The organism is Staphylococcus sp. URHA0057, from assembly GCF_000620265.1.
Classification (GTDB): Bacteria; Bacillota; Bacilli; order Staphylococcales; family Staphylococcaceae; genus Staphylococcus; species Staphylococcus pasteuri.
This window is the reverse complement of the sequence record NZ_KK211097.1, coordinates 1-21,183: the sequence shown is the minus strand read 5'-3', so window position 1 is coordinate 21,183 and position 21,183 is coordinate 1. Positions and strand designations below refer to the sequence as shown.

At 33.1% G+C, this 21,183-nt stretch carries 16 protein-coding genes, 1 tRNA gene, 1 rRNA gene and 1 other RNA gene; 14 read left to right on the top strand and 5 right to left on the bottom strand.

Annotation, left to right across the window (positions count from 1 at the left end; translation table 11 throughout):
* Positions 1–117: 117 nt before the first annotated feature.
* Positions 118–1,626, bottom strand: a complete 1,509-nt coding sequence (locus tag N524_RS0111420) for a glycosyltransferase (RefSeq protein WP_029056565.1) — start codon at positions 1,624–1,626, stop codon at positions 118–120.
* A gap of 229 nt (positions 1,627–1,855) precedes the next feature.
* The gene (locus tag N524_RS0111415) at positions 1,856–2,140 is read right to left on the bottom strand and encodes a hypothetical protein (protein WP_017638309.1); all 285 of its coding nucleotides are present in this window, start codon (positions 2,138–2,140) and stop codon (positions 1,856–1,858) included.
* 164 nt (positions 2,141–2,304) lie between these two features.
* On the opposite strand from N524_RS0111415, the gene N524_RS0111410 reads away from it, so the two are divergent.
* A complete protein-coding gene (locus tag N524_RS0111410; protein ID WP_017638310.1) occupies positions 2,305–2,691 on the top strand; it encodes an NUDIX hydrolase in 387 nt (128 codons plus the stop codon).
* A 12-nt stretch (positions 2,692–2,703) separates the two neighbouring features.
* On the top strand, positions 2,704–3,168 hold the full coding sequence (locus N524_RS0111405; RefSeq protein WP_017638311.1) for a GNAT family N-acetyltransferase: 465 nt from the start codon (positions 2,704–2,706) through the stop codon (positions 3,166–3,168).
* Positions 3,169–3,226: 58 nt separating this feature from the next.
* On the opposite strand, the gene N524_RS0111400 is transcribed toward N524_RS0111405, so the two are convergent.
* The 3 genes from N524_RS0111400 to gltC all read right to left on the bottom strand — a co-directional run bounded on the left by N524_RS0111400 (position 3,227) and on the right by gltC (position 6,126).
* The gene (locus N524_RS0111400; RefSeq protein WP_017638312.1) at positions 3,227–4,000 is read right to left on the bottom strand and encodes a YibE/F family protein; all 774 of its coding nucleotides are present in this window, start codon (positions 3,998–4,000) and stop codon (positions 3,227–3,229) included.
* Positions 3,997–5,109, bottom strand: a complete 1,113-nt coding sequence (locus tag N524_RS0111395) for a YibE/F family protein (protein ID WP_029056564.1) — start codon at positions 5,107–5,109, stop codon at positions 3,997–3,999. The genes N524_RS0111400 and N524_RS0111395 overlap by 4 nt, the downstream gene beginning before the upstream one ends.
* A 141-nt stretch (positions 5,110–5,250) precedes the next feature.
* Positions 5,251–6,126 carry a glutamate biosynthesis transcriptional regulator GltC gene (gltC, locus tag N524_RS0111390; RefSeq protein WP_029056563.1) on the bottom strand — a complete coding sequence of 292 codons (876 nt, stop codon included), beginning with the start codon at positions 6,124–6,126 and terminating at the stop codon, positions 5,251–5,253.
* Between the two features lie 193 nt (positions 6,127–6,319).
* On the opposite strand from gltC, the gene gltB reads away from it, so the two are divergent.
* The 12 genes from gltB to N524_RS0111335 form a co-directional block, all read left to right on the top strand.
* Positions 6,320–10,816: a glutamate synthase large subunit gene (gltB, locus tag N524_RS0111385; RefSeq protein ID WP_029056562.1), complete on the top strand. Its 4,497-nt coding sequence runs from the start codon at positions 6,320–6,322 to the stop codon at positions 10,814–10,816.
* Between the two features lie 15 nt (positions 10,817–10,831).
* The gene (locus N524_RS0111380) at positions 10,832–12,295 is read left to right on the top strand and encodes a glutamate synthase subunit beta (RefSeq protein ID WP_017638316.1); all 1,464 of its coding nucleotides are present in this window, start codon (positions 10,832–10,834) and stop codon (positions 12,293–12,295) included.
* Positions 12,296–12,348: 53 nt separating this feature from the next.
* Positions 12,349–12,441: transfer RNA gene (locus N524_RS0111375), tRNA-Ser, on the top strand.
* 311 nt (positions 12,442–12,752) lie between these two features.
* A complete protein-coding gene (gene treP / locus N524_RS0111370) occupies positions 12,753–14,189 on the top strand; it encodes a PTS system trehalose-specific EIIBC component (RefSeq protein WP_029056561.1) in 1,437 nt (478 codons plus the stop codon).
* A 75-nt stretch (positions 14,190–14,264) separates the two neighbouring features.
* On the top strand, positions 14,265–15,902 hold the full coding sequence (gene treC, locus N524_RS0111365; RefSeq protein WP_029056560.1) for an alpha,alpha-phosphotrehalase: 1,638 nt from the start codon (positions 14,265–14,267) through the stop codon (positions 15,900–15,902).
* A gap of 24 nt (positions 15,903–15,926) precedes the next feature.
* Complete coding sequence (treR, locus tag N524_RS0111360) at positions 15,927–16,661, top strand: trehalose operon repressor (RefSeq protein WP_017638319.1); 735 nt, start codon at positions 15,927–15,929, stop codon at positions 16,659–16,661.
* A gap of 90 nt (positions 16,662–16,751) precedes the next feature.
* Positions 16,752–17,021, top strand: an RNA gene (gene ffs / locus N524_RS13295) — signal recognition particle sRNA large type.
* Positions 17,022–17,180: 159 nt separating this feature from the next.
* Complete coding sequence (locus N524_RS0111355) at positions 17,181–17,711, top strand: GNAT family N-acetyltransferase (protein ID WP_029056559.1); 531 nt, start codon at positions 17,181–17,183, stop codon at positions 17,709–17,711.
* Between the two features lie 70 nt (positions 17,712–17,781).
* A complete protein-coding gene (dnaX, locus tag N524_RS0111350; protein ID WP_017638321.1) occupies positions 17,782–19,482 on the top strand; it encodes a DNA polymerase III subunit gamma/tau in 1,701 nt (566 codons plus the stop codon).
* Positions 19,483–19,572: 90 nt separating this feature from the next.
* Complete coding sequence (locus N524_RS0111345) at positions 19,573–19,890, top strand: YbaB/EbfC family nucleoid-associated protein (RefSeq protein ID WP_017638322.1); 318 nt, start codon at positions 19,573–19,575, stop codon at positions 19,888–19,890.
* A gap of 4 nt (positions 19,891–19,894) precedes the next feature.
* Entirely contained in the window at positions 19,895–20,491 is a 597-nt protein-coding gene (gene recR, locus N524_RS0111340) for a recombination mediator RecR (protein ID WP_017638323.1), read from the top strand.
* 474 nt (positions 20,492–20,965) lie between these two features.
* A 16S ribosomal RNA gene (locus tag N524_RS0111335) occupies positions 20,966–21,183 on the top strand; the annotation flags it as partial.

The following is a 21,183-nucleotide window of genomic DNA, read 5'->3' as shown; positions in this document are numbered from 1 at the left end:
TATAAATTGGATACGTGAAATTAGAAGTAATGACTATTGTAGAGAATTCAATCAATTATATTATTCACAAATAAAACATCCACCTCACCTTTGAATAGGTAAGATGGATGTTTAGCATTAAATTACATTTAAATGTTCAAGCAATTGCTTATAGTTATTTACTGCTGATGAATAATAAAGTTTTTCATTATTTTTAACATTTGTTAATGGATGTTCGATAATTTGAGTCATATATTCAGCCAACTGATTAATATTGTTGGCTTCTACTAAGTAACCGTTTTGACCATGGTCAATAATTTCATTCGGACCGTATCTAACATCGTACGAAACAACTGGACAACCCATTGAAATACTTTCCATAATCGTTAAACCAAATCCTTCATAGCTACTTGTTAAGAGAGATGCTTTAGATTTTTTGAATTCTGCTAATGGATTCGATGTATATTTGTGAATACTCACTTTGTCATTTAACTGATATGTTTCAATTAAATCATCCATCATTGCTCTTTGATTATCCACATCTCTACCGAAAAGCGCCAATTTGGTCTGATGACCACTTTTAAGAAATTCATTATAAGCTTTGAGTAAGTGATCTAATTGTTTTTCTTTACTGAATCTACCTATAAACACGAAGCGGTCTTCTTTTTCATCGTCTTTAGTTGGCTCTTTAGCTGTAGTATCCTCAATAAAATGTGGTATAAGTGTAAATTGGTTATCTGCAATATCGTACATTTGTTGAATATCTTCTTTTTGCTGCTGAGTCAAAACGATAAATTTTTCTACATTTTCTTTATGTTCAAAGGCGTATTTAAATGATTTTTTAATTTTTTCACCAGATAAGTGTGAACTATGCAGAACTAATATGTTTCGTGTTTGATGTGATTGGGAGAGTAGCGGATCGTCTAAAAGTCTAGCATCGCAGAATACGATATCATCATCATTGAATTTATGTTCAAAATAGTATTTTGCAAAAGCTTTGTCGTCAGAGAAAGTTTCATAGACTTCTCCGTTTTTAAGTAATTTAACAAGATTCACACTATTTTTATCATTATCTTTAAAATGACGTTCACAGTACATTTCACCGTCAGGGTAAAACATCATTTCCTGGCTTTTCTTTTTTGAACCGTCAAAATAGTGAAGTACTCTATGTAAATAACCATAAGAGTTGTATTCATGACGCATTGTTTTCATACCTGTTTCTGGAGAGATAACATCTTCGTAATGTAATATTGAGTTGTTAGAAAAATATTTTCTAAAACGTACTAATTGATGATTTTTGTCATAATATTTAATTTCATGATTTTGAGGATTTTTTTCAGCTTTAAGACCAGAAATACGTTTTGATACTTTGTTATATTTTGGTTTCTTTAAAATTTTGGTCTTTGGAACATCATAAATTTTGAAATTTGTTAACCATTCATAAATATTTTCAAATTCTATATTATCTGTAACTTTATGATCTTCTAAAAATTTTTTATAAATATTGGGGTAGTTTCTATTATAATTCGTCGTCAAAATTTTAGTCGGTACATTAAATTCTTCATCGATTAACTTTATTCTTCTTAATAAGGCTTGTGTTCTACCACCGTGTGAGGGAGGTAAAGTGGACGTGACTGTATAAATCATGTTGCAAGCTCCTTTCGGTAGTATCCATAGATTATTATAAAATGATAAATTCAACATTATTCAATTTTGAATTATTGTCATAGTAAGATTTTTTAATGAAAATTACAAATATTTTGATAAATAGTTGTTTGAAGTAAAATGTAAAAAGAAGAAAGATATTAATTGGTTGATATGAATGAATATAGCCTAAGACTTCGATGTCCTAGGCTACTAAAAATTTTATTTGTGCTTATTTGAAATCATCTGAGTATTCGTTTTTAACTTTTCTAAAGCTAGTAAATAAACGAGTACCATTAATTGCAAAAGATACTAAAGCGTTTAATTTACGGAATTTACTAGCAGATTTAATTGATACATAGAAGTCTATTATTGTTCCTAATGCACTTAAACCTAATGATAAATAAACAAGTTGTTTATTTTTTGCATCATATCTAATACCATTATATCCATCAACAATAAAGCCTGCGATTCCAAATAAATTTGATAAACGTGTTGTACTTGATTTTGTTGCCATGATTTTCCCTCCAATGTAAAACTTTTGATTATACTGATTACCCATATTTTATTAATTATACACTAAAAATTATAAAATGATGAAACAAACCTTTAGGGGAATTATGATAACATAATACTAAATATATTTTGAATTTTAAAATATTTGATAAGGGAGTTAATGACATGATTAAGTGTGTTTGTTTAGTTGAAGAAACCAAAGACAAAATTTTACTTGTACAAGTGCGTCATCGTGAAAAATATTATTTCCCGGGTGGTAAAATTGATGAAGGAGAAACACAATTAGAAGCACTAATCAGAGAACTTAAAGAAGAATTGAATCTTCACCTTTCAGAAACTGAGTTATCATATATAGGTACAGTAGTAGGAAAGGCGTATCCTCAGGAAAATATGCTTACAGAACTAAACGGATATCGTGCTACAACAACAATCAATTGGGATAATATACATACAGATAATGAGATTACTGATATTAAGTGGTTTGATAAAGATGATGTTGATATGATTGCACCTGCCGTTTTAAAATGGATTAATGAAATGTCTACAGAGTAAATAGGTGAGACTATGAATATATTGAAATATGAAACTAAATATTATGATGCAGTAAAATCAATAGAACTATTAGAAGAAGATTTACGATTTGCTAAACCGCCATTAGAAAACTTAGCATCTGCAAGGAAAAATGAAAATAGACATCCTACTCTAGTGATGGAAGGTCAGCAATGTTTGGCTTTCTTTACTTTACATGAAGGTGATGGCCCAGAATCGTATTCATCTAATCCTAATGCCATTTTCTTTAGATCATTTGTTGTAGATTCTCGTTATCGTGGTAAAGGCATTGGTAAATATGTAATACAACAACTTGATCAGTACATTAAAGAAGTATATCCGCATATTAATGAAATTGTTTTAGTTGTAAATACTGATAATCCAAAAGCAAAATATATATATGAACAAGCTGGCTATCGACATACAGGTAAATCTACAATGATAGGTAAACCTGTTTATGTTATGTCACATACAATTTAAAAAGCAGAACGTAGATAAGAATGATGAAGCATGTTTCATTCCTACGTTCTGCTTTGTTTTATTGTTTTGTATTTGGCTGATTTATTTTTCTTTTAATTAAAAATGCAGTTATCCATGCGGTGATAGGGATACTTATAGCAACAGCGATACCACCGAATAGGATTGAGATAAATTCTTGTGCAAATATTTTTGAATTAATGATATGACCGAATGAATAATTGAGTTTGAAGAACCAGAAAAACAAAGTCAACTGACCGCCAAAATAGGCCAAGTATATTGTGTTTGCAGATGTGGCTAAAATTTCTCTACCTACACGCATCCCTGATTGGAATAATTGATGTTGACTTAAATTTGGGTTCGTCTCATTGAGTTCGTACATAGGTGAACTAATGGTTATGGCTAGGTCGATCACTGCAGCTATCACTGCTAAAACGATAGTAAATATCATGAATTGGACCATGTTGATGCCAATGTTCATTGAGTATACATATGTTTCGTCTTGTTGTTCTGTAGCGAAACCTTGTAAATGACCAACATTTACTGAGATGTATATGGCTAAAATTAAAATTACTGTCGTTACAAGTGTGCCTATAAAGGCGGCTTGTGTTTTAACGTCGTAACCGTTTAAGATGAATAAATTACATGCAGCTACAACGATACAAAATATAATTGTCGTGAGATAGATAGGGACTCCAAAGATAATCATTAAGATGCTAATAATGAGTACAATAAAGTTTAAGAATAATGTAGCAAATGATATTAATCCTTTTTTACCACCAAAAATAATCATTAATATTAATAATAAGAGACCTAATATAGTAATAGCACTCATCGTTGATGCCCCCTTACTTTAAACCATAATTCCATTAGAGCAATCGTAATTGGAATCGTTAAGACAATACCAATACCACCTATTAGAGCGCGGGCAACTTCTAATGACCAATTCATAGAAATAGTATAAGTAATGGTATTAGCATTTTTTAAATAAATAAGGAACATAGGCAAACTACCAGCTAAATAGGAAAATAATAAAATATTTGTCATTGTTCCCATAATATCTTGCCCAATGTTTCTTCCAGCAAGAGCCCATCTTTTCATACTAATTTGTGGTGTGCGTTGGAGTATTTCATTCATACCACTAGCAATAGTGATAGCAACATCCATCACAGCTCCTAGTGAACCAATTAACACAGAAGCTAAAAATACATCTTTAGGTGGTAATGTTAGGAAACTCATCGTTTCATATTTAATACCGTTGCCATGTGTCATACGAATGACTAGCTCAGCAATACCTATACAAAGGAAGGTTCCGGCTAATGTTGAGATAATAGTGATAAGTGTACGCATTCGCCATCCAATAACGAGTAATAGAGTGAGCGTTGTCGATACAATCATAGCTATTACCATTAATAAGAATAGACTAGTGCTACCTATTTGATTATGAATGTATATGGCTCCTAATACTGCTATTGAATTTAATATGAGTGACAGAATGGATTGCAAGCCAACTTGTCTACCTACTAATAGTATAGTAATAAGGAAAACACCGGTTATAAGGACGACAAGACTATCACGCTTTTTTTCAATAATATAAGCATCATTCGGTTTTTTAGAGATATGTAATAAAACTTTATCGTTTTTAGAAAAACGTTCTGAATCAGCCTGTGACTTAACATAGTCGTTAGTAATCGTTGATTTAGCGCCTTCAAATTTACCATTCAAAATTTGGATAGTAAGTCGATCTTTATATTTGATATCTTTGTTATGCTGTTCGTCAGTCACATGTTGTGTATTGATTCTTTGGACATTTGTAACTTTACCTATAGGCATTTGATAGAACTTTTCGTTAAATAACGTAAAGATAAATAATCCTATAAAAAGGAAGATGAATATCATAACGATCCAATAAAATTTATTTTTGAAAAAGGCATGGAATTGCATTCAATAACCCTCAATTCTACAGTTGAAATAATAGAATGATTATACGATTATTTAATTTATATTTCAAAAATTAACGTAGCCTTTAATTTTTAAGTCTATAAAAGTTGTCTATTTAAATTAGTTCATTTGATGATTTCATATTTAATGATATGTAGATGTTTTGTTGAATAAGGTTTTTATTGTTTGTAATGCTATTGGTAAATCTGGTTTGAGATTTTCCTTTTTAGCAATAACGCAAATTGTACGCTTTAATTCCGTATGACTAAGTGATACCTTAGTCCATTGGTTTGACTGTTTATCTAATGAAATCGTTTGGGGGGTAATAACTACACCTCTTTCATTCTTTAAAAGATATTGTGCTAATTGTATATCTGTAATCGTACGGATTGAAGATGACAATTTAGCTTTAATAGACTCTGGTAATGCTGTTAGACAGTATACATTTTCTTGTTGTAATTGTTGCAATTGTGGTTGTAACGTGAACGTAATTGAATTGTTTTTATTTGAATATAAGTGATAGTGTTCTTCAAATAAAGGCGTCATAATTAGGTTTGTATGATGCTTGATTTGATCGGTTAATTCAACAATACCAATATCTATTTCCCCTGCTAAAACACCTTCTAAAATAGTTTCATCCTCACTTAAGTCTGGAAAAATAAGACTTTCTGTTTGCTGTTCAAATGTTTGGACAAGTCGTCCTAGTATATTGGAAACGTCACTTTCACTATAGGATAAATAAATACTTTGATTACTCAATATATTTTGATGCTGAAATAATTGAACAGTTTTATCAAACTGATCCAAAATTTTAGTTGCCTCTTCTAGTAATTGTTTGCCCTCAGTTGTTAATAAAATATTTCGACCTCTTCTTTTAAATAAAGAGACGTGTAGTTCCTTTTCTAATTGGGTTATTTGGCGGCTTATAGCTGATTGAGCAATGTTTAATTCTAGTGCAGCTTCTGAAATATGTTCGCGTCGAGCGACTTCTACAAAATATTTAAGTTGTTTTATTTCCATGATTAAACCCCTCGCTTTAACAATCCATGCTTCTTGATTACATTTAACACTTATTATAACAGTTTATACACAAATCATTCTCTTTTTTAGATAAATATTATCTAATTTATATATTGAACAGATGAAAAAATTACATTATATTATTTATTATCATGTATCAATTGTCAGAAAATTCTAAAAGGGAGTGTGCATCATGTATAATGAGAGGCTAAAAAAGGGATTATACGACTATCGTGAGGAACATGATGCTTGTGGTATTGGTTTTTACGCTAATATGAATAATATTAGAACTCACGATGTTATTGGAAAATCATTGGAAATGTTGTGTAGATTAGATCATCGAGGCGGTGTTGGCGCTGATGGAATGACTGGTGATGGTGCGGGGATCATGACAGAAATTCCTTTTGAATTCTTTGAACATTTCTCTGATTTAGAGCTTCCAGATGAAGGCGAGTATGCTGTTGGCATGTTTTTCTCAAAAGAGAGAGTGATAGGAAGCAATCATGAAGCGGTATTGAATCAATATTTCGAAAATGAAGGACTAAAAATTATTGGATACCGGGATGTGCCGGTCAATAAAGAAGCAGTAGCACAACATGTTGCGGATACAATGCCTTATATTCAACCAGTATTTGTTGATATTAGACACGTTAATCATATAGAAAAACAACTTTACTTAGCTAGAAAGCAAATTGAATTTTACGCTGAAAACGAAGACTTGGAACTATATTTTACAAGTTTGTCCCATAAGACGATTGTTTATAAAGGTTGGCTGCGTTCGGACCAAATTAAATCTTTATATCTAGATTTAACGCATGAATCTTATCAATCTAAACTTGGACTTGTTCATTCAAGATTTAGTACGAATACATTTCCGAGTTGGAAACGAGCACATCCAAATAGGCTCCTCATGCATAATGGAGAAATTAATACCATAAAAGGTAACGTGAATTGGATGCGTGCACGTCAAAATAAATTAGTTCGTACATTATTTGGTGAAGACCAACATAAAATACACCGTATTGTCGATGAAGATGGTAGTGATTCTTCAATTGTAGATAATGCATTGGAATTTTTATCTTTAGCAATGGAACCGGAAAAAGCAGCGATGTTATTAATTCCAGAACCGTGGCTTTACAACAAATCTAACGACAAAGAAGTACGTGCATTTTATGAATTTTATAGTTATTTAATGGAACCATGGGATGGGCCGACTATGATTTCATTTTGTAATGGGGATAAAATTGGCGCTTTAACAGACCGAAATGGTTTACGTCCAGGTAGATACACGATTACAAAAGATAATTACATTGTATTCTCATCTGAAGTGGGAGTTATAGATGTACCTGAATCTGAAGTAGCATTTAAAGGACAATTGAACCCTGGTAAGTTATTATTAGTTGATTTTAAACAGAATAAAGTAGTTGAAAATAATGATTTGAAATCAGAAATTGCAAGCGAACATCCTTATTCGAAATGGATACATACGGACAAATATGACGCTAATATTGAGAATACTGAATACCGTTCAAGTCTTTTAGATTCAAAGACGTTGTTAAAATTGCAAAATCAATTCGCTTATACGAAAGAAGAAATCAATAAATATATCGTTGATTTAGTAACTCAAAAGAAAGATCCGATAGGGGCGATGGGCTATGATTCACCTATCGCAGTCTTGAACGATAGACCTGAAACCCTATTTAATTATTTTAAACAATTATTTGCACAAGTGACTAATCCACCTATTGATGCATATAGAGAGAAAATTGTTACAAGTGAGCTATCTTATCTAGGTGGAGAAGGTAACCTATTAAGACCAGATCAAACTGTACTACATCGCGTTCAACTTAAAAGGCCTGTAATGACAGAAGCACAGTTAGAAGTTATCGATGTAAAGAAATTTAAAACAACATATGTATCGACAATTTATCAAGATAATTTAGAACATAGTCTTGATTTGTTGGCAGAAACGGTTATACAACATGTTAAAGATGGTGCAGGAATTATTGTATTAGATGATAGTTTATTAGAGTCTAATGAAGGATTTGCAATGCCAATGTTATTAGCAGTAAGTCATGTTCATCAATGTTTAATACGTGAAGGACTAAGAATGGAAACAAGCATAGTTGCAAAATCAGGAGAAACACGCGAAGTACATCATGTAGCATGTTTATTAGGTTATGGAGCTAATGCAGTTGTACCTTATTTAGCACAACAAACAGTAGAACAATTAACCATTAATAATCAATTATCAGGAACGGTTGCAGCTAATGTTAAAACTTATACCGATGTTTTATCAGAAGGTGTAATCAAAGTAATGGCCAAAATGGGTATTTCAACAGTTCAAAGTTATCAAGGGGCACAAATTTTTGAAGCTGTTGGTATATCACAAGATGTTATTGATAAATATTTTACAGGTACACAATCTAAAATTTCTGGTATTAGTATTCAACAAATTGATGATGAAAATAAAGCTAGACAGAGTCATCATTCAGATTATTTAGCACCTGGTAGTACATTCCAATGGAGACAACAAGGTCAACATCATGCCTTCAATCCACAGACTATTTTTCTATTACAACATGCTTGTCGTGATAACGATTATAAGTTATTCAAACAGTATTCAGATGCGGTCAACTATCAAAGACAAGATTTTATACGTCATTTATTGGAATTTAAGTCTTGTAAACCAATTGATATATCTAAAGTGGAACCAGCCTCTGAAATTGTAAAACGATTTAATACTGGTGCCATGAGTTATGGTTCTATTTCAGCAGAAGCACATGAAACATTAGCACAAGCGATGAACCATCTAGGTGGTAAGAGTAATAGTGGAGAGGGTGGCGAAGATCCATTACGTTATCAACCTCGAAAAGACGGTAGTAGTAAAATAAGTGCTATCAAACAAGTAGCGTCAGGTAGATTTGGAGTAACAAGTGATTATTTACAACATGCGAAAGAAATTCAAATCAAAGTAGCACAGGGTGCTAAACCAGGGGAAGGCGGTCAATTACCAGGATCTAAAGTATATCCATGGATAGCCGAAACAAGAGGATCTACACCAGGTATAGGATTAATTTCACCGCCACCACACCATGATATTTATTCTATTGAAGACTTAGCACAATTGATTCATGATTTGAAAAATGCGAATAAAGAAGCGGATATCGCTGTTAAGCTTGTTTCGAAAACAGGTGTAGGAACAATTGCCTCAGGTGTAGCTAAAGCTTTTGCTGACAAAATTGTAATCAGTGGTTATGACGGAGGTACAGGGGCATCCCCTAAAACGAGTATTCAACATGCAGGGGTGCCATGGGAAATCGGATTAGCCGAAACCCATCAAACATTAAAATTAAACGATTTACGTAGTAGGGTGAAATTAGAAACAGATGGTAAATTACTCACTGGTAAAGATGTAGCGTATGCATGTGCGCTTGGAGCGGAAGAATTTGGATTTGCAACAGCACCGTTAGTTGTACTTGGATGTATTATGATGCGTGTTTGTCATAATGATACATGTCCAGTGGGAGTTGCTACTCAAAACAAAGATTTACGTGCGTTATTCAAAGGTAAAGTACAGCACGTAGTTAATTTTATGTACTTTATTGCAGAAGAATTAAGAGAAATACTTGCATCTTTAGGATTGAGAACAGTTGAAGAATTAATAGGACGTACAGATTTATTACAACGTGCCTCACATATAACACCTGGTACTAAGGCTGCATCTATTGATATTGAGCGTTTGCTAAGCATAGTAGAAGGACCAGATACTAAACAAATTGCGCAAGATCATCATTTAGATGAAGGTTTTGATTTAAATTATTTATATCCTGATGCTATACAAAGTATAGAAGCAGGACGTGCATTTTCAGGAAGTTATACAGTTAAGAACGTACAACGTGATGTTGGCGTAATTACTGGTAGTGCGATTGCTAAACAATATGGGGAAAAAGGATTGCCTGAAGATACAATATATGTACATACGGAAGGTCATGCTGGACAAAGTCTAGCAGCATTTGCACCTAAAGGGTTAACCATACATCATAATGGTGATGCGAATGACTATGTTGGAAAAGGTTTATCTGGAGGAACGGTGATAGTTCAAGCGCCAAATCAATCACGTGAAAATGAAATTATTGCAGGAAATGTTTGTTTCTATGGTGCGTCGAAAGGTAAAGCTTTCATTAATGGTAAAGCTGGCGAACGTTTTTGTATCAGAAATAGTGGTGTCGATGTAGTAGTTGAAGGTATTGGTGACCATGGACTTGAATATATGACAGGGGGACATGTATTAATTCTTGGTGACGTTGGAAAGAATTTTGGTCAAGGTATGAGTGGTGGTGTTAGTTACATCTTCCCAAGTGATGTTAATGAATTTAAAGAAAAGCATGCACTTTCTACTATGGAATTTAGTGATGTGACATATGAAGAAGAAAAGCAATTTATTAAATCAATGCTAGAAGCTCATGTGAAATATACACATAGTTCAAAAGCACAAACACTACTACAACGCTTCGATCAAATTTCAGAATCAGTCGTAAAAGTGATACCTAAAGATTATAAATTAATGATGCAAAAAATTGATATTCAATTACGTCATCATAATCAAAAAGACGAAGCAATGTTAGCAGCATTTTATGATGAAAGAACAAGTATAGATACAAAATTAAAACCGGCAGTAGTTTATTAAGAAAGAGGGATTATCATGGGCGAGTTTAAAGGGTTTATGAAATATGAAAAACAAGCATTATCAGAGTTGTCTTTGATTGATCGTCTTTCAAACCACAAAGCATTTCAAAATCGATTTTCAAAAGATGATGCTTCAATTCAAGGTGCAAGATGTATGGATTGTGGTACACCATTTTGTCAAAGTGGATTATCCTATGGGAATGAAACCATAGGATGTCCAATTGGTAATTACATACCTGAATGGAATGATCTTGTTTATCGTGGTGACTATAAAACTGCCTACGAAAGACTTAGCGAAACTAATAATTTTCCGGAATTTACAGGGCGTGTATGTCCAGCACCATGTGAACATGCATGTGTGATGAAAATTAATAGAGAGTCAGTAGCGATTAAAGGTATTGAACGAACTATTATTGATGAAGCTTATGACAATGGCTGGGTTAAACCGAAATATCCTGAAGCGGATAGAAATGAAACAATTGCAATTGTTGGAAGTGGTCCGGCCGGTTTGACAGCAGCAGATGAACTTAATCATCGAGGATATAAAGTGACAGTATACGAACGTGCTAAAGAACCGGGTGGATTATTGATGTATGGTATTCCTAATATGAAGTTAGATAAAGATGTTGTGAGACGTCGTGTCAAATTAATGGAAGAAGCTGGCATTACATTCAAAACAGGTATAGAAATAGGTGTAGATATCAATCGTGAAGAACTAGAAAAGATGTATGATGCAATAATTCTATGCACTGGTTCTCAAAATGCTAGAGACTTACCTTTAGAAGGACGTATGGGTTACGGTATACATTTTGCAATGGATTATTTAACTGAACAAACTCAATTTTTAAATGGTGAAATTGACGAGGTAACAATAACAGCTAAAGATAAAAATGTCATCATTATCGGAGCAGGTGATACAGGTGCAGACTGTGTTGCTACTGCATTACGTGAAAATTGCAAATCTGTCGTACAGTTTAATAAGTATACGAAATTACCTGAAGAAATCACTTTTGAAACCAATACGTCATGGCCATTAGCCTTACCAGTATTTAAAATGGATTATGCTCATAAGGAATATGAAGCACGTTTTGGTCAAGAACCACGTGCTTATGGTGTACAAACGATGAGGTATGATGTGGATCATATTGGTAATGTTAGAGGACTCTATACACAAGTAATTAGTGAAACTGAAGATGGAACTGTAATGGGAGAAGGGTCAGAAAAATTTTGGCCTGCTGATTTAGTATTACTTTCCATTGGTTTTGTAGGTACTGAAACGACAATTCCACAATCATTTGGTATTAAAACTGAAAGAAATAAAATTATTGCTAATGATAGAGATTTTAGAACGAATCATTCGAAAATTTTTGCTGCTGGTGATGCTCGAAGAGGTCAAAGTCTTGTTGTTTGGGCTATTAAAGAAGGTAGAGCAGTGGCTGATGCAGTTGAAAGTTATTTAAATCAAAAAATTCTAGTGTAAAAAAAGAATTGACTTTTAATGAACGCTATTATAATATATTTATTGTGTTCAATGGAGGAATACCCAAGTTCGGCTGAAGGGATCGGTCTTGAAAACCGACAGGGCCTTAACGGGCCGCGGGGGTTCGAATCCCTCTTCCTCCGCCATTAGAATTTTAAATCCAAGACTAATAGATATAAAAGGCAAGTATTCATTTATCAATGAGTATTTGCCTTTTTTATTTGTTTTTGGAGTCAAAAACCCTCATCTTTAATGCATTAGTAATGTCCGTCCACATTTGATAGATACAGGTTTTAATCTGCGCAGTCCATAATTAGTTCTTAACTGTTAAATCAATATTAATAATGGCGTATTTGTGAATTTAACATTGAACGATTAACTCTACTTTTCTGAAAGCCTTTACATAACTTGTCTAGACAAGTTATAATCAGCATAAGAAAACAAAGGAGTGACGGCTATGGCTGTAAATAATAAAGATGTAAAAGCCATTGTAGATGCAATTGGGGGCAAAGAAAATCTAGACACTGCAACACACTGCGTGACAAGGTTACGATTAGTGTTAAAAGACGATAACAAGGTAGATAAAGATGCATTAAGTGATAATCCTTTAGTAAAAGGACAATTCAAAGCAGATCATCAATACCAAATTGTTATTGGTCCGGGGACAGTTGATGAAGTCTATAAACAATTTGTAGCAGAAACCGGAGCAGAAGAAGCATCTAAAGATGACGCTAAACAAGCTGCAGCGAAAAAGGGGAATCCTATACAAAGATTGATTAAATTGTTAGGGGATATATTTATACCAATCTTGCCAGCGATTGTAACTGCAGGTTTATTAATGGGGATTAATAACATTTTAACCATGGAAGGTCTTTTTGGTCCTAAAAAGTTAATAGAAATGTACCCGCAAATTGCGGATATTTCAGATATGATTAACGTTATAGCTAACACAGCCTTCATTTTCTTACCAGCGTTAATTGGTTGGAGTAGTATGCGTGTGTTTGGAGGAAGTCCGATTTTAGGTTTAGTATTGGGACTTATTTTGATGAATCCACAACTTGTCTCTCAATACGATATCGGTAAAGGACATATACCAACTTGGAATTTATTTGGATTAGAAATTAAACAATTGAATTATCAAGGACAAGTTTTACCAGTATTATTAGCTACATATGTTTTGGCAAAAATTGAAAAAGTACTTAATAAAGTTGTACATGATTCCATTAAAATGCTAGTTGTCGGTCCAGTTGCACTGTTAATAACAGGCTTCTTGGCATTTATTGTTATCGGACCAATTGCCTTAATATTAGGTACAGGAATTACAAATGGAGTAACATATGTTTTCGAACATGCAGGTTGGTTAGGTGGTGCTTTATATGGTTTATTATACGCACCACTTGTTATCACAGGACTGCACCACATGTTCTTAGCTGTTGACTTCCAATTAATGGGTAGTAGTTTAGGCGGTACATATTTATGGCCAATTTTAGCCATTTCTAATATTTGCCAAGGGTCAGCAGCATTTGGTGCATGGATTGTCTACAAACGTAAGAAGATGGTTAAAGAAGAAGGACTTGCATTTACTTCAGGTATTTCAGGTGTATTAGGAGTTACTGAACCAGCATTATTTGGTGTGAACTTACCATTGAAATATCCATTTATCTCTGCAATTCTAACATCAAGTGTACTCGGTGGATTCATTGGTGCTAATAAAGTATTAGGTAAAGTGGGTGTTGGTGGTTGGCCAGCATTTATTTCAATAAAAAATGAATTTTGGTGGATTTATATCCCGGCTATATTAGTGGCTACGATTGTCCCAGCAATTTTAACGATAGTATTTTCAAGATTTAGTAATCAAAAAGCCAAAAAAATGGTCGATACATCTAACTCATAAAATTAAAGCGTTCATGTTTAGCAAACCTCTGAACGCTTTTTATTATTAAACAATGTACAAAAAGGTGGTTTTACAATGAAAGAACAAGACTGGAGAAAGTCAGTAGTTTATCAAATATATCCTAAGTCATTTAATGATACAACGGGAAATGGTGAAGGTGACCTCAAAGGTATTATAGAAAAACTCGACTACTTACAATTTTTAGGAATTGATTATATTTGGTTAACACCTATTTATGAATCACCAATGAATGATAACGGATATGATATAAGTAATTATCTGAAGGTTAATGAGAATTTTGGTACATTAGATGACTTTAAACTTTTAGTAAAAGAGGCGCATCAAAGAAATATTAAAATAATGATGGATATCGTCATCAATCATACATCTACTGAACATCAATGGTTTAAAGAAGCGATTAAATCTAAGGATAGTCCATACCGTGATTATTACTTCTTTAGATCATCAGAAGAGGGGCCTCCAACCAATTGGGAATCTAAATTTGGTGGGAATGCTTGGAAATATGATGAACAAACAGATGAATATTATTTACATTTATTCGATGTTACGCAAGCTGATTTAAATTGGGATAATCCCGACGTACGACAAGCACTATATAAAATTGTAAATCATTGGATAGACTTTGGTGTGGATGGATTCCGTTTTGATGTGATTAATCTTATTTCTAAAGGTGAATTTAAAGATTCTAAAAAAATTGGTAAAGAATTTTATACAGATGGCACAAGAGTACATGAATTTTTACATGAGTTAAATCAAAATACATTTGGAAATAAAGACATGATGACTGTAGGTGAAATGTCATCTACAACAATTGATCATTGTGTTAAATACTCTAATCCTAATCGACAAGAATTAAGTAGCGTATTCAATTTCCATCATTTGAAAGTTGACTATCCTGATGGAGAAAAATGGGCTAAAGGGAAAATGGATTTTCATCAGCTTAAAGAAATATTAATGAATTGGCAATTGGGTATTTACGAAGGTGGAGGTTGGAACGCAATATTTTGGTGTAATCACGATCAACCACGTGTTGTTTCGCGTTTTGGAGATGATAGTTCAGAAGAGTTACGTCAAGCAAGTGCAAAAACTTTAGCCATTGCACTACATATGTTGCAAGGTACACCTTACATCTATCAAGGTGAAGAGATAGGTATGATAAATCCTCATTTTAAATCAATAGAGGAATATAGAGATATAGAATCTTTGAATGCTTTTCATTATTTGAAGAGCCAAGGTTATTCAGAACAACACATTCTAGAAATATTAGACCAAAAATCACGCGATAATTCTCGAACACCAATGCAATGGGATGATTCAGAAAATGCAGGTTTTACTTCAGGAGAGTCATGGATTGCTACTGCCGATAATTATCAAAAGATTAATGTTGAACAAGCAATGAAAGATTCCGAATCCGTTCTGCATACTTATAAAGCATTAATAAATTTAAGACATCAAAATGATATTTTAACTTATGGTAATATAGAACCGATGTATATGGATCACAATCAATTATTTGTATATCGTCGACATTATCGTCATCAAACTTGGTTAATTATAGCTAATTTCTCAAAAGATGAAGTCACTTTACCTGATGATTTAGATATATCAGGCGATACTATTATTCAAAACGGAACTGTAAATCAGCATAAAATATCAGGATTTGGCGCGATTGTTATAGAAACAGCAAAGTAAATACGATTAAAAGAGGAATACACCATGGTACAAAAGAAATTCATCACAATTTATGAACAATTGAAAAATCAAATCTTAACAGAAGTATATGGATATAGTGAGCAGCTACCTTCTGAAAATGAATTAGTTACAACATATGGAACTTCGAGAGAAACTGTTCGTAAAGCGCTGGACTTATTAGCTAATGATGGTATGATTCAAAAAATTAGAGGTAAAGGTTCTGTTGTAATATACCAAGGGATAACTGAATTTCCTTTTTCAGAATTAATTAGTTTTAAAGAGATACAACATCAATTGGGTTTAAAACATCATACTGAACTTGTGATTAATGAAGAAATAAATGCCGCTGATGCAGAAAAAGTACAATTTGAATTAGGCTTGGAAAAAGATGATAAATTAATTCATGTTATTCGTACACGTTCTATAGAAGGAAAAGTAAAAATTTTAGATGAAGATTTCTTCGTAAAATCTATTGTTGGAAACATTAGTGATGAAGTAGCAAGACAATCCATATATGATTATTTAGAAAATGATTTACAACTAGAGATTAGTTATTCGAGTAAATCAATTACTTTTGAACCATTTTCAAAGATAGATGATGAGGTATTTGGCGATATTAATCCGCCTTATACCGCTACTGTAAGAAGTACAGTCTACTTAAAAGATACAACTCAGTTTCAATACAATATATCTAAACACATTGCGACAGATTTTAAATTTAAAGAGTTTTCTCGACGTCGTGAAAATCTTATCCAGTAGTTTCTTTAATATAATAGTTCTAATAGATATTTTTCAGAATAAGATTTTAAACTTGCAAACAATAGAGGAATTATAGTATTATAAATCTTACCGTGCTAGGTGGGGAGGTAGCGGTTCCCTGTACTCGAAATCCGCTTTATGCGAGACTTAATTCCTTTGTTGAGGGCGTATTTTTGTGAAGTCTGCCCGAAGCACGTAGTGTTTGAAGATTTCGGTCCTATGCAATATGAACCCACGAATCATGTCAGGTCCTGACGGAAGCAGCATTAAGTGGATAATCATATGTGCCGTAGGGTAGCCGAGATTTAGCTAACGACTTCGGTAACGTTTGTGATATACGTTCGATACAAAGGTGCACGGTTTTTAATTTTAAAAAACTAATTATACAAAATATAGATTTGAGCGACTTATTTTCGATGAGTCGCTCTCTTTTTTATAAATAGATAAATATGACATAATTTGATAAAGTTAAAGCGATATATAAGTGCAATAGCTAATGACAAACATGGTGGTGAAACAATGCAAATATACTTGAGTACCTTAACCGAAGTGGATTATGAAGAATCGTTGAATAGTATTGAAGAAAACTATGATGATCAACCTGAAACGAGTTGGCAAGAAAAAGCACTCGTTAAAAAATTAAGAAAATCAGATGACTATAATTATGAATTAGAAGTCATTGCGAAAAATGAGCAAAATAAGGTTATTGGACATGCATTACTAATAGAAGTAAGTGTTACATCGGAAGAAAAGAAATATACAGCTTTAACCATCGCGTCTTTATCAGTAAAAAAAGAATTAAGAAATCAAGGATTAGGTAAAGCTCTTATGCAAGCTGTTGAAGAACGAGCTAAATCCCAAGATTATACAACGATTGTTGTTGACCGAGAACAAGACTATTTTAAAAAGTTAGGTTATCAATTAGCTAGTGAATTCGGCTTATATTCAGAATATGGAGATGAGTCACAACCTTTATTAGTGAAATTTCTATGGGATAACTTAATAGATCCACCAATTGGGAAAGTACAATATCCAAGTATTATGCGTTAACACAATTTTATTGATGAACAAGTTTACGTGCGTGATATAATAGAATGTAATTGCTAATGGAGGTGCTAAGTTGAATTATCAAGCGTTATATCGTATGTATCGCCCTCAAAGTTTTGATGATGTTGTTGGTCAAGAACATGTAACTAAAACTTTGCGAAATGCGATTTCTAAAGGAAAGCAATCTCATGCTTACATATTTAGTGGCCCAAGAGGAACTGGGAAAACGAGTATTGCCAAAGTATTTGCGAAAGCTATCAATTGTACAAATAGTTCGGATGGAGAACCATGTAATGAGTGTGCAATTTGTAAAGGCATTACGCAAGGTACTAACTCTGATGTTATTGAAATTGATGCCGCAAGTAACAATGGTGTAGACGAAATTAGAAACATTAGAGATAAAGTTAAATATGCTCCAAGCGAATCAAAATATAAAATTTATATTATAGATGAAGTTCACATGCTGACTACTGGGGCTTTTAATGCATTGTTAAAAACATTAGAAGAACCACCTGCACACGCGATTTTTATTTTAGCGACAACTGAACCTCATAAAATTCCACCAACGATTATTTCAAGAGCACAAAGATTTGATTTTAAAGCAATCAGTTTAAATCAAATTGTTGATCGTTTGAAATATGTAGCTGATTCACAATCATTACCATACGATGATGAGGCCTTAGAGTTTATTGCCAAGGCATCTGAAGGTGGTATGCGAGATGCGTTAAGTATTATGGACCAAGCTATTGCGTTCGGAGATGAACACTTAACTTTACAAGATGCGTTAAATGTTACAGGCAGCGTTGACGAAGCGTCACTTAATGAATTATTTAAAGATATAGTTGAAGGTGATGTTAAAGAATCATTTAATAGATATCACCAATTTGTTACAGAAGGTAAAGAAGTTAATCGTTTGATTAATGATATGATTTATTTTGTTAGAGATACTATTATGAACAAAACGTCTAACCAAGACGTTGAATATGATGCACTTATTCATTTTGACTTAGATACCTTATATCGTATGATTGATATCATTAATGACACATTAGTTTCTATACGTTTTAGTGTAAATCAAAGTGTTCACTTTGAAGTACTGTTAGTAAAATTAGCGGAAATGATTAAAGCTAAACCAGAAACAGTACAAAATGTTGCGACTACACAAGTTGCCACAGAGCCTAATAATGATGTTTTATTACAACGTATGGAACAATTAGAACAAGAACTTAAAACCTTGAAATCTCAAGGAGTGGCTACATCAGGACAAACGCAACAACCTAAAAAACCTGTGCGTAGTCAACAACGCTCTAAAAACGCATTTTCAATGCAACAAATTGCAAAAGTTTTAGATAAAGCGAATAAGGATGACATTAAGTTACTTAAAAATCATTGGCAAGAAGTAATTGATCATGCCAAAAATAATGACAAAAAATCTTTAGTGAGCTTACTTCAAAATTCAGAACCTGTTGCTGCTAGTGAAGATCATGTACTAGTTAAGTTTGAAGAAGAAATTCATTGCGAAATTGTTAATAAAGACGATGAAAAACGTAATAATATAGAAAGTGTTGTTTGTAATATCGTCAATAAAACAGTCAAAGTGGTAGGCGTGCCTTCAGACCAATGGTTACGTGTTAGAGCTGAGTATCTCCAAAATCGTAAACAAGATCAACATCATGAAGCGGAAGAAAATGAAAAAGAACCAGAACAAGAGGATATAGCACAAAAAGCAAAAGATTTATTTGGCGAAGAAACAGTTCATATGATAGATGAATAGCCACACATGACAAGGCTAATATTCGTATGTATAATATAAACAAAGTAATAATTTAAAGAATATGAAGGATTATAAGGAGGAAACGGAATTATGCGCGGTGGCGGAAATATGCAACAAATGATGAAACAAATGCAAAAAATGCAAAAGAAAATGGAACAAGAACAAGAGAAATTAAAAGAAGAACGTGTAGAAGGTACAGCAGGTGGAGGTATGGTTACTGTAACAGTTACTGGCCACAAAGAAGTTGTTGACGTACAAATCAAAGAAGATGCTGTAGATCCAGATGATGTTGAAATGTTACAAGACCTAGTATTAGCTGCTACAAATGAAGCAATGAATAAAGCTGATAAATTAACACAAGAACGTCTAGGTAAACATACTCAAGGCTTAAACATCCCTGGAATGTGATAACATGCATTATCCAGAACCAATATCCAAACTTATAGATAGTTTTATGAAATTGCCAGGCATTGGCCCTAAAACAGCTCAACGTCTGGCTTTTCATACATTAGATATGAAAGAAGACGACGTTGTTCAATTTGCGAAAGCACTTGTGGATGTTAAACGTGAACTTACTTATTGTAGTGTTTGCGGACATATTACAGAGAAAGATCCTTGTTACATTTGTGAAGACAAACAACGAGATCGTTCAGTAATCTGTGTTGTTGAAGATGATAAAGACGTTATCGCAATGGAAAAGATGCGAGAATTTAAAGGATTATACCATGTGTTACATGGATCTATTTCTCCAATGGATGGTATAGGTCCGGAAGATATCAATATACCTGCATTAGTCGATCGACTAAAAAGTGATGAAGTTAAAGAATTAATTTTAGCGATGAATCCTAACTTAGAGGGTGAGTCAACGGCGATGTATATTTCAAGACTTGTAAAACCTATTGGAATAAAAGTAACGCGTTTAGCCCAAGGTTTATCAGTTGGCGGAGATTTAGAGTATGCTGATGAAGTGACCTTATCCAAAGCAATTGCCGGTAGAACTGAAATGTAGTTTAAACGCTGATATGTATAGTATCAGCGTTTTTTTGTATTTCTTAATAAAAATTTTAAAAAAAGATAAAGTTTGTAAATTAAAGATTTATCTTAGGGATAAGTAAGTAGTTCTATGGAATGTATAATAAAAAAATGAACTTTATATAATGGATAGTCTATATCGTTCGGCATATGATTAAATAGGAGTTCTCGTTTGTTAAGAAAGTGTAAATTTTACTGTTGTTAAAAGCTTTGTGAGCCTGTATAGTATATATTTGTTGAGCGGAACAAAGCGAAACACACACAAAACACTTCAAAAATTAATTATAAAAAGTTGTTGACTTTAAAGTTAATAAAGCGTATAATTAATTCTTGTCGGTAAAGAAATGAACATTGAAAACTGAATGACAATATGTCAACGTTAATTCCAATAATGTAACGAAAGTTACAACAATTAATTTAGTTTTTATGAGCTAATCAAACATCATAATTTTTTATGGAGAGTTTGATCCTGGCTCAGGATGAACGCTGGCGGCGTGCCTAATACATGCAAGTCGAGCGAACAGATAAGGAGCTTGCTCCTTTGACGTTAGCGGCGGACGGGTGAGTAACACGTGGATAACCTACCTATAAGACTGGGATAACTTCGGGAAACCGGAGCTAATACCGGATAAGATTTTGAACCGCATGGTTCAATAGTGAAAGACGGCC

Coding starts and splice junctions, on each gene's coding strand:
- N524_RS0111420 (WP_029056565.1), bottom strand. CDS start 1,626: ATGATTTATACAGTCACGTCCACTTTACCTCCCTCACACGGTGGTAGA.
- N524_RS0111415 (WP_017638309.1), bottom strand. CDS start 2,140: ATGGCAACAAAATCAAGTACAACACGTTTATCAAATTTATTTGGAATC.
- N524_RS0111410 (WP_017638310.1), top strand. CDS start 2,305: ATGATTAAGTGTGTTTGTTTAGTTGAAGAAACCAAAGACAAAATTTTA.
- N524_RS0111405 (WP_017638311.1), top strand. CDS start 2,704: ATGAATATATTGAAATATGAAACTAAATATTATGATGCAGTAAAATCA.
- N524_RS0111400 (WP_017638312.1), bottom strand. CDS start 4,000: ATGAGTGCTATTACTATATTAGGTCTCTTATTATTAATATTAATGATT.
- N524_RS0111395 (WP_029056564.1), bottom strand. CDS start 5,109: ATGCAATTCCATGCCTTTTTCAAAAATAAATTTTATTGGATCGTTATG.
- gltC (WP_029056563.1), bottom strand. CDS start 6,126: ATGGAAATAAAACAACTTAAATATTTTGTAGAAGTCGCTCGACGCGAA.
- gltB (WP_029056562.1), top strand. CDS start 6,320: ATGTATAATGAGAGGCTAAAAAAGGGATTATACGACTATCGTGAGGAA.
- N524_RS0111380 (WP_017638316.1), top strand. CDS start 10,832: ATGGGCGAGTTTAAAGGGTTTATGAAATATGAAAAACAAGCATTATCA.
- treP (WP_029056561.1), top strand. CDS start 12,753: ATGGCTGTAAATAATAAAGATGTAAAAGCCATTGTAGATGCAATTGGG.
- treC (WP_029056560.1), top strand. CDS start 14,265: ATGAAAGAACAAGACTGGAGAAAGTCAGTAGTTTATCAAATATATCCT.
- treR (WP_017638319.1), top strand. CDS start 15,927: ATGGTACAAAAGAAATTCATCACAATTTATGAACAATTGAAAAATCAA.
- N524_RS0111355 (WP_029056559.1), top strand. CDS start 17,181: ATGCAAATATACTTGAGTACCTTAACCGAAGTGGATTATGAAGAATCG.
- N524_RS0111345 (WP_017638322.1), top strand. CDS start 19,573: ATGCGCGGTGGCGGAAATATGCAACAAATGATGAAACAAATGCAAAAA.
- recR (WP_017638323.1), top strand. CDS start 19,895: ATGCATTATCCAGAACCAATATCCAAACTTATAGATAGTTTTATGAAA.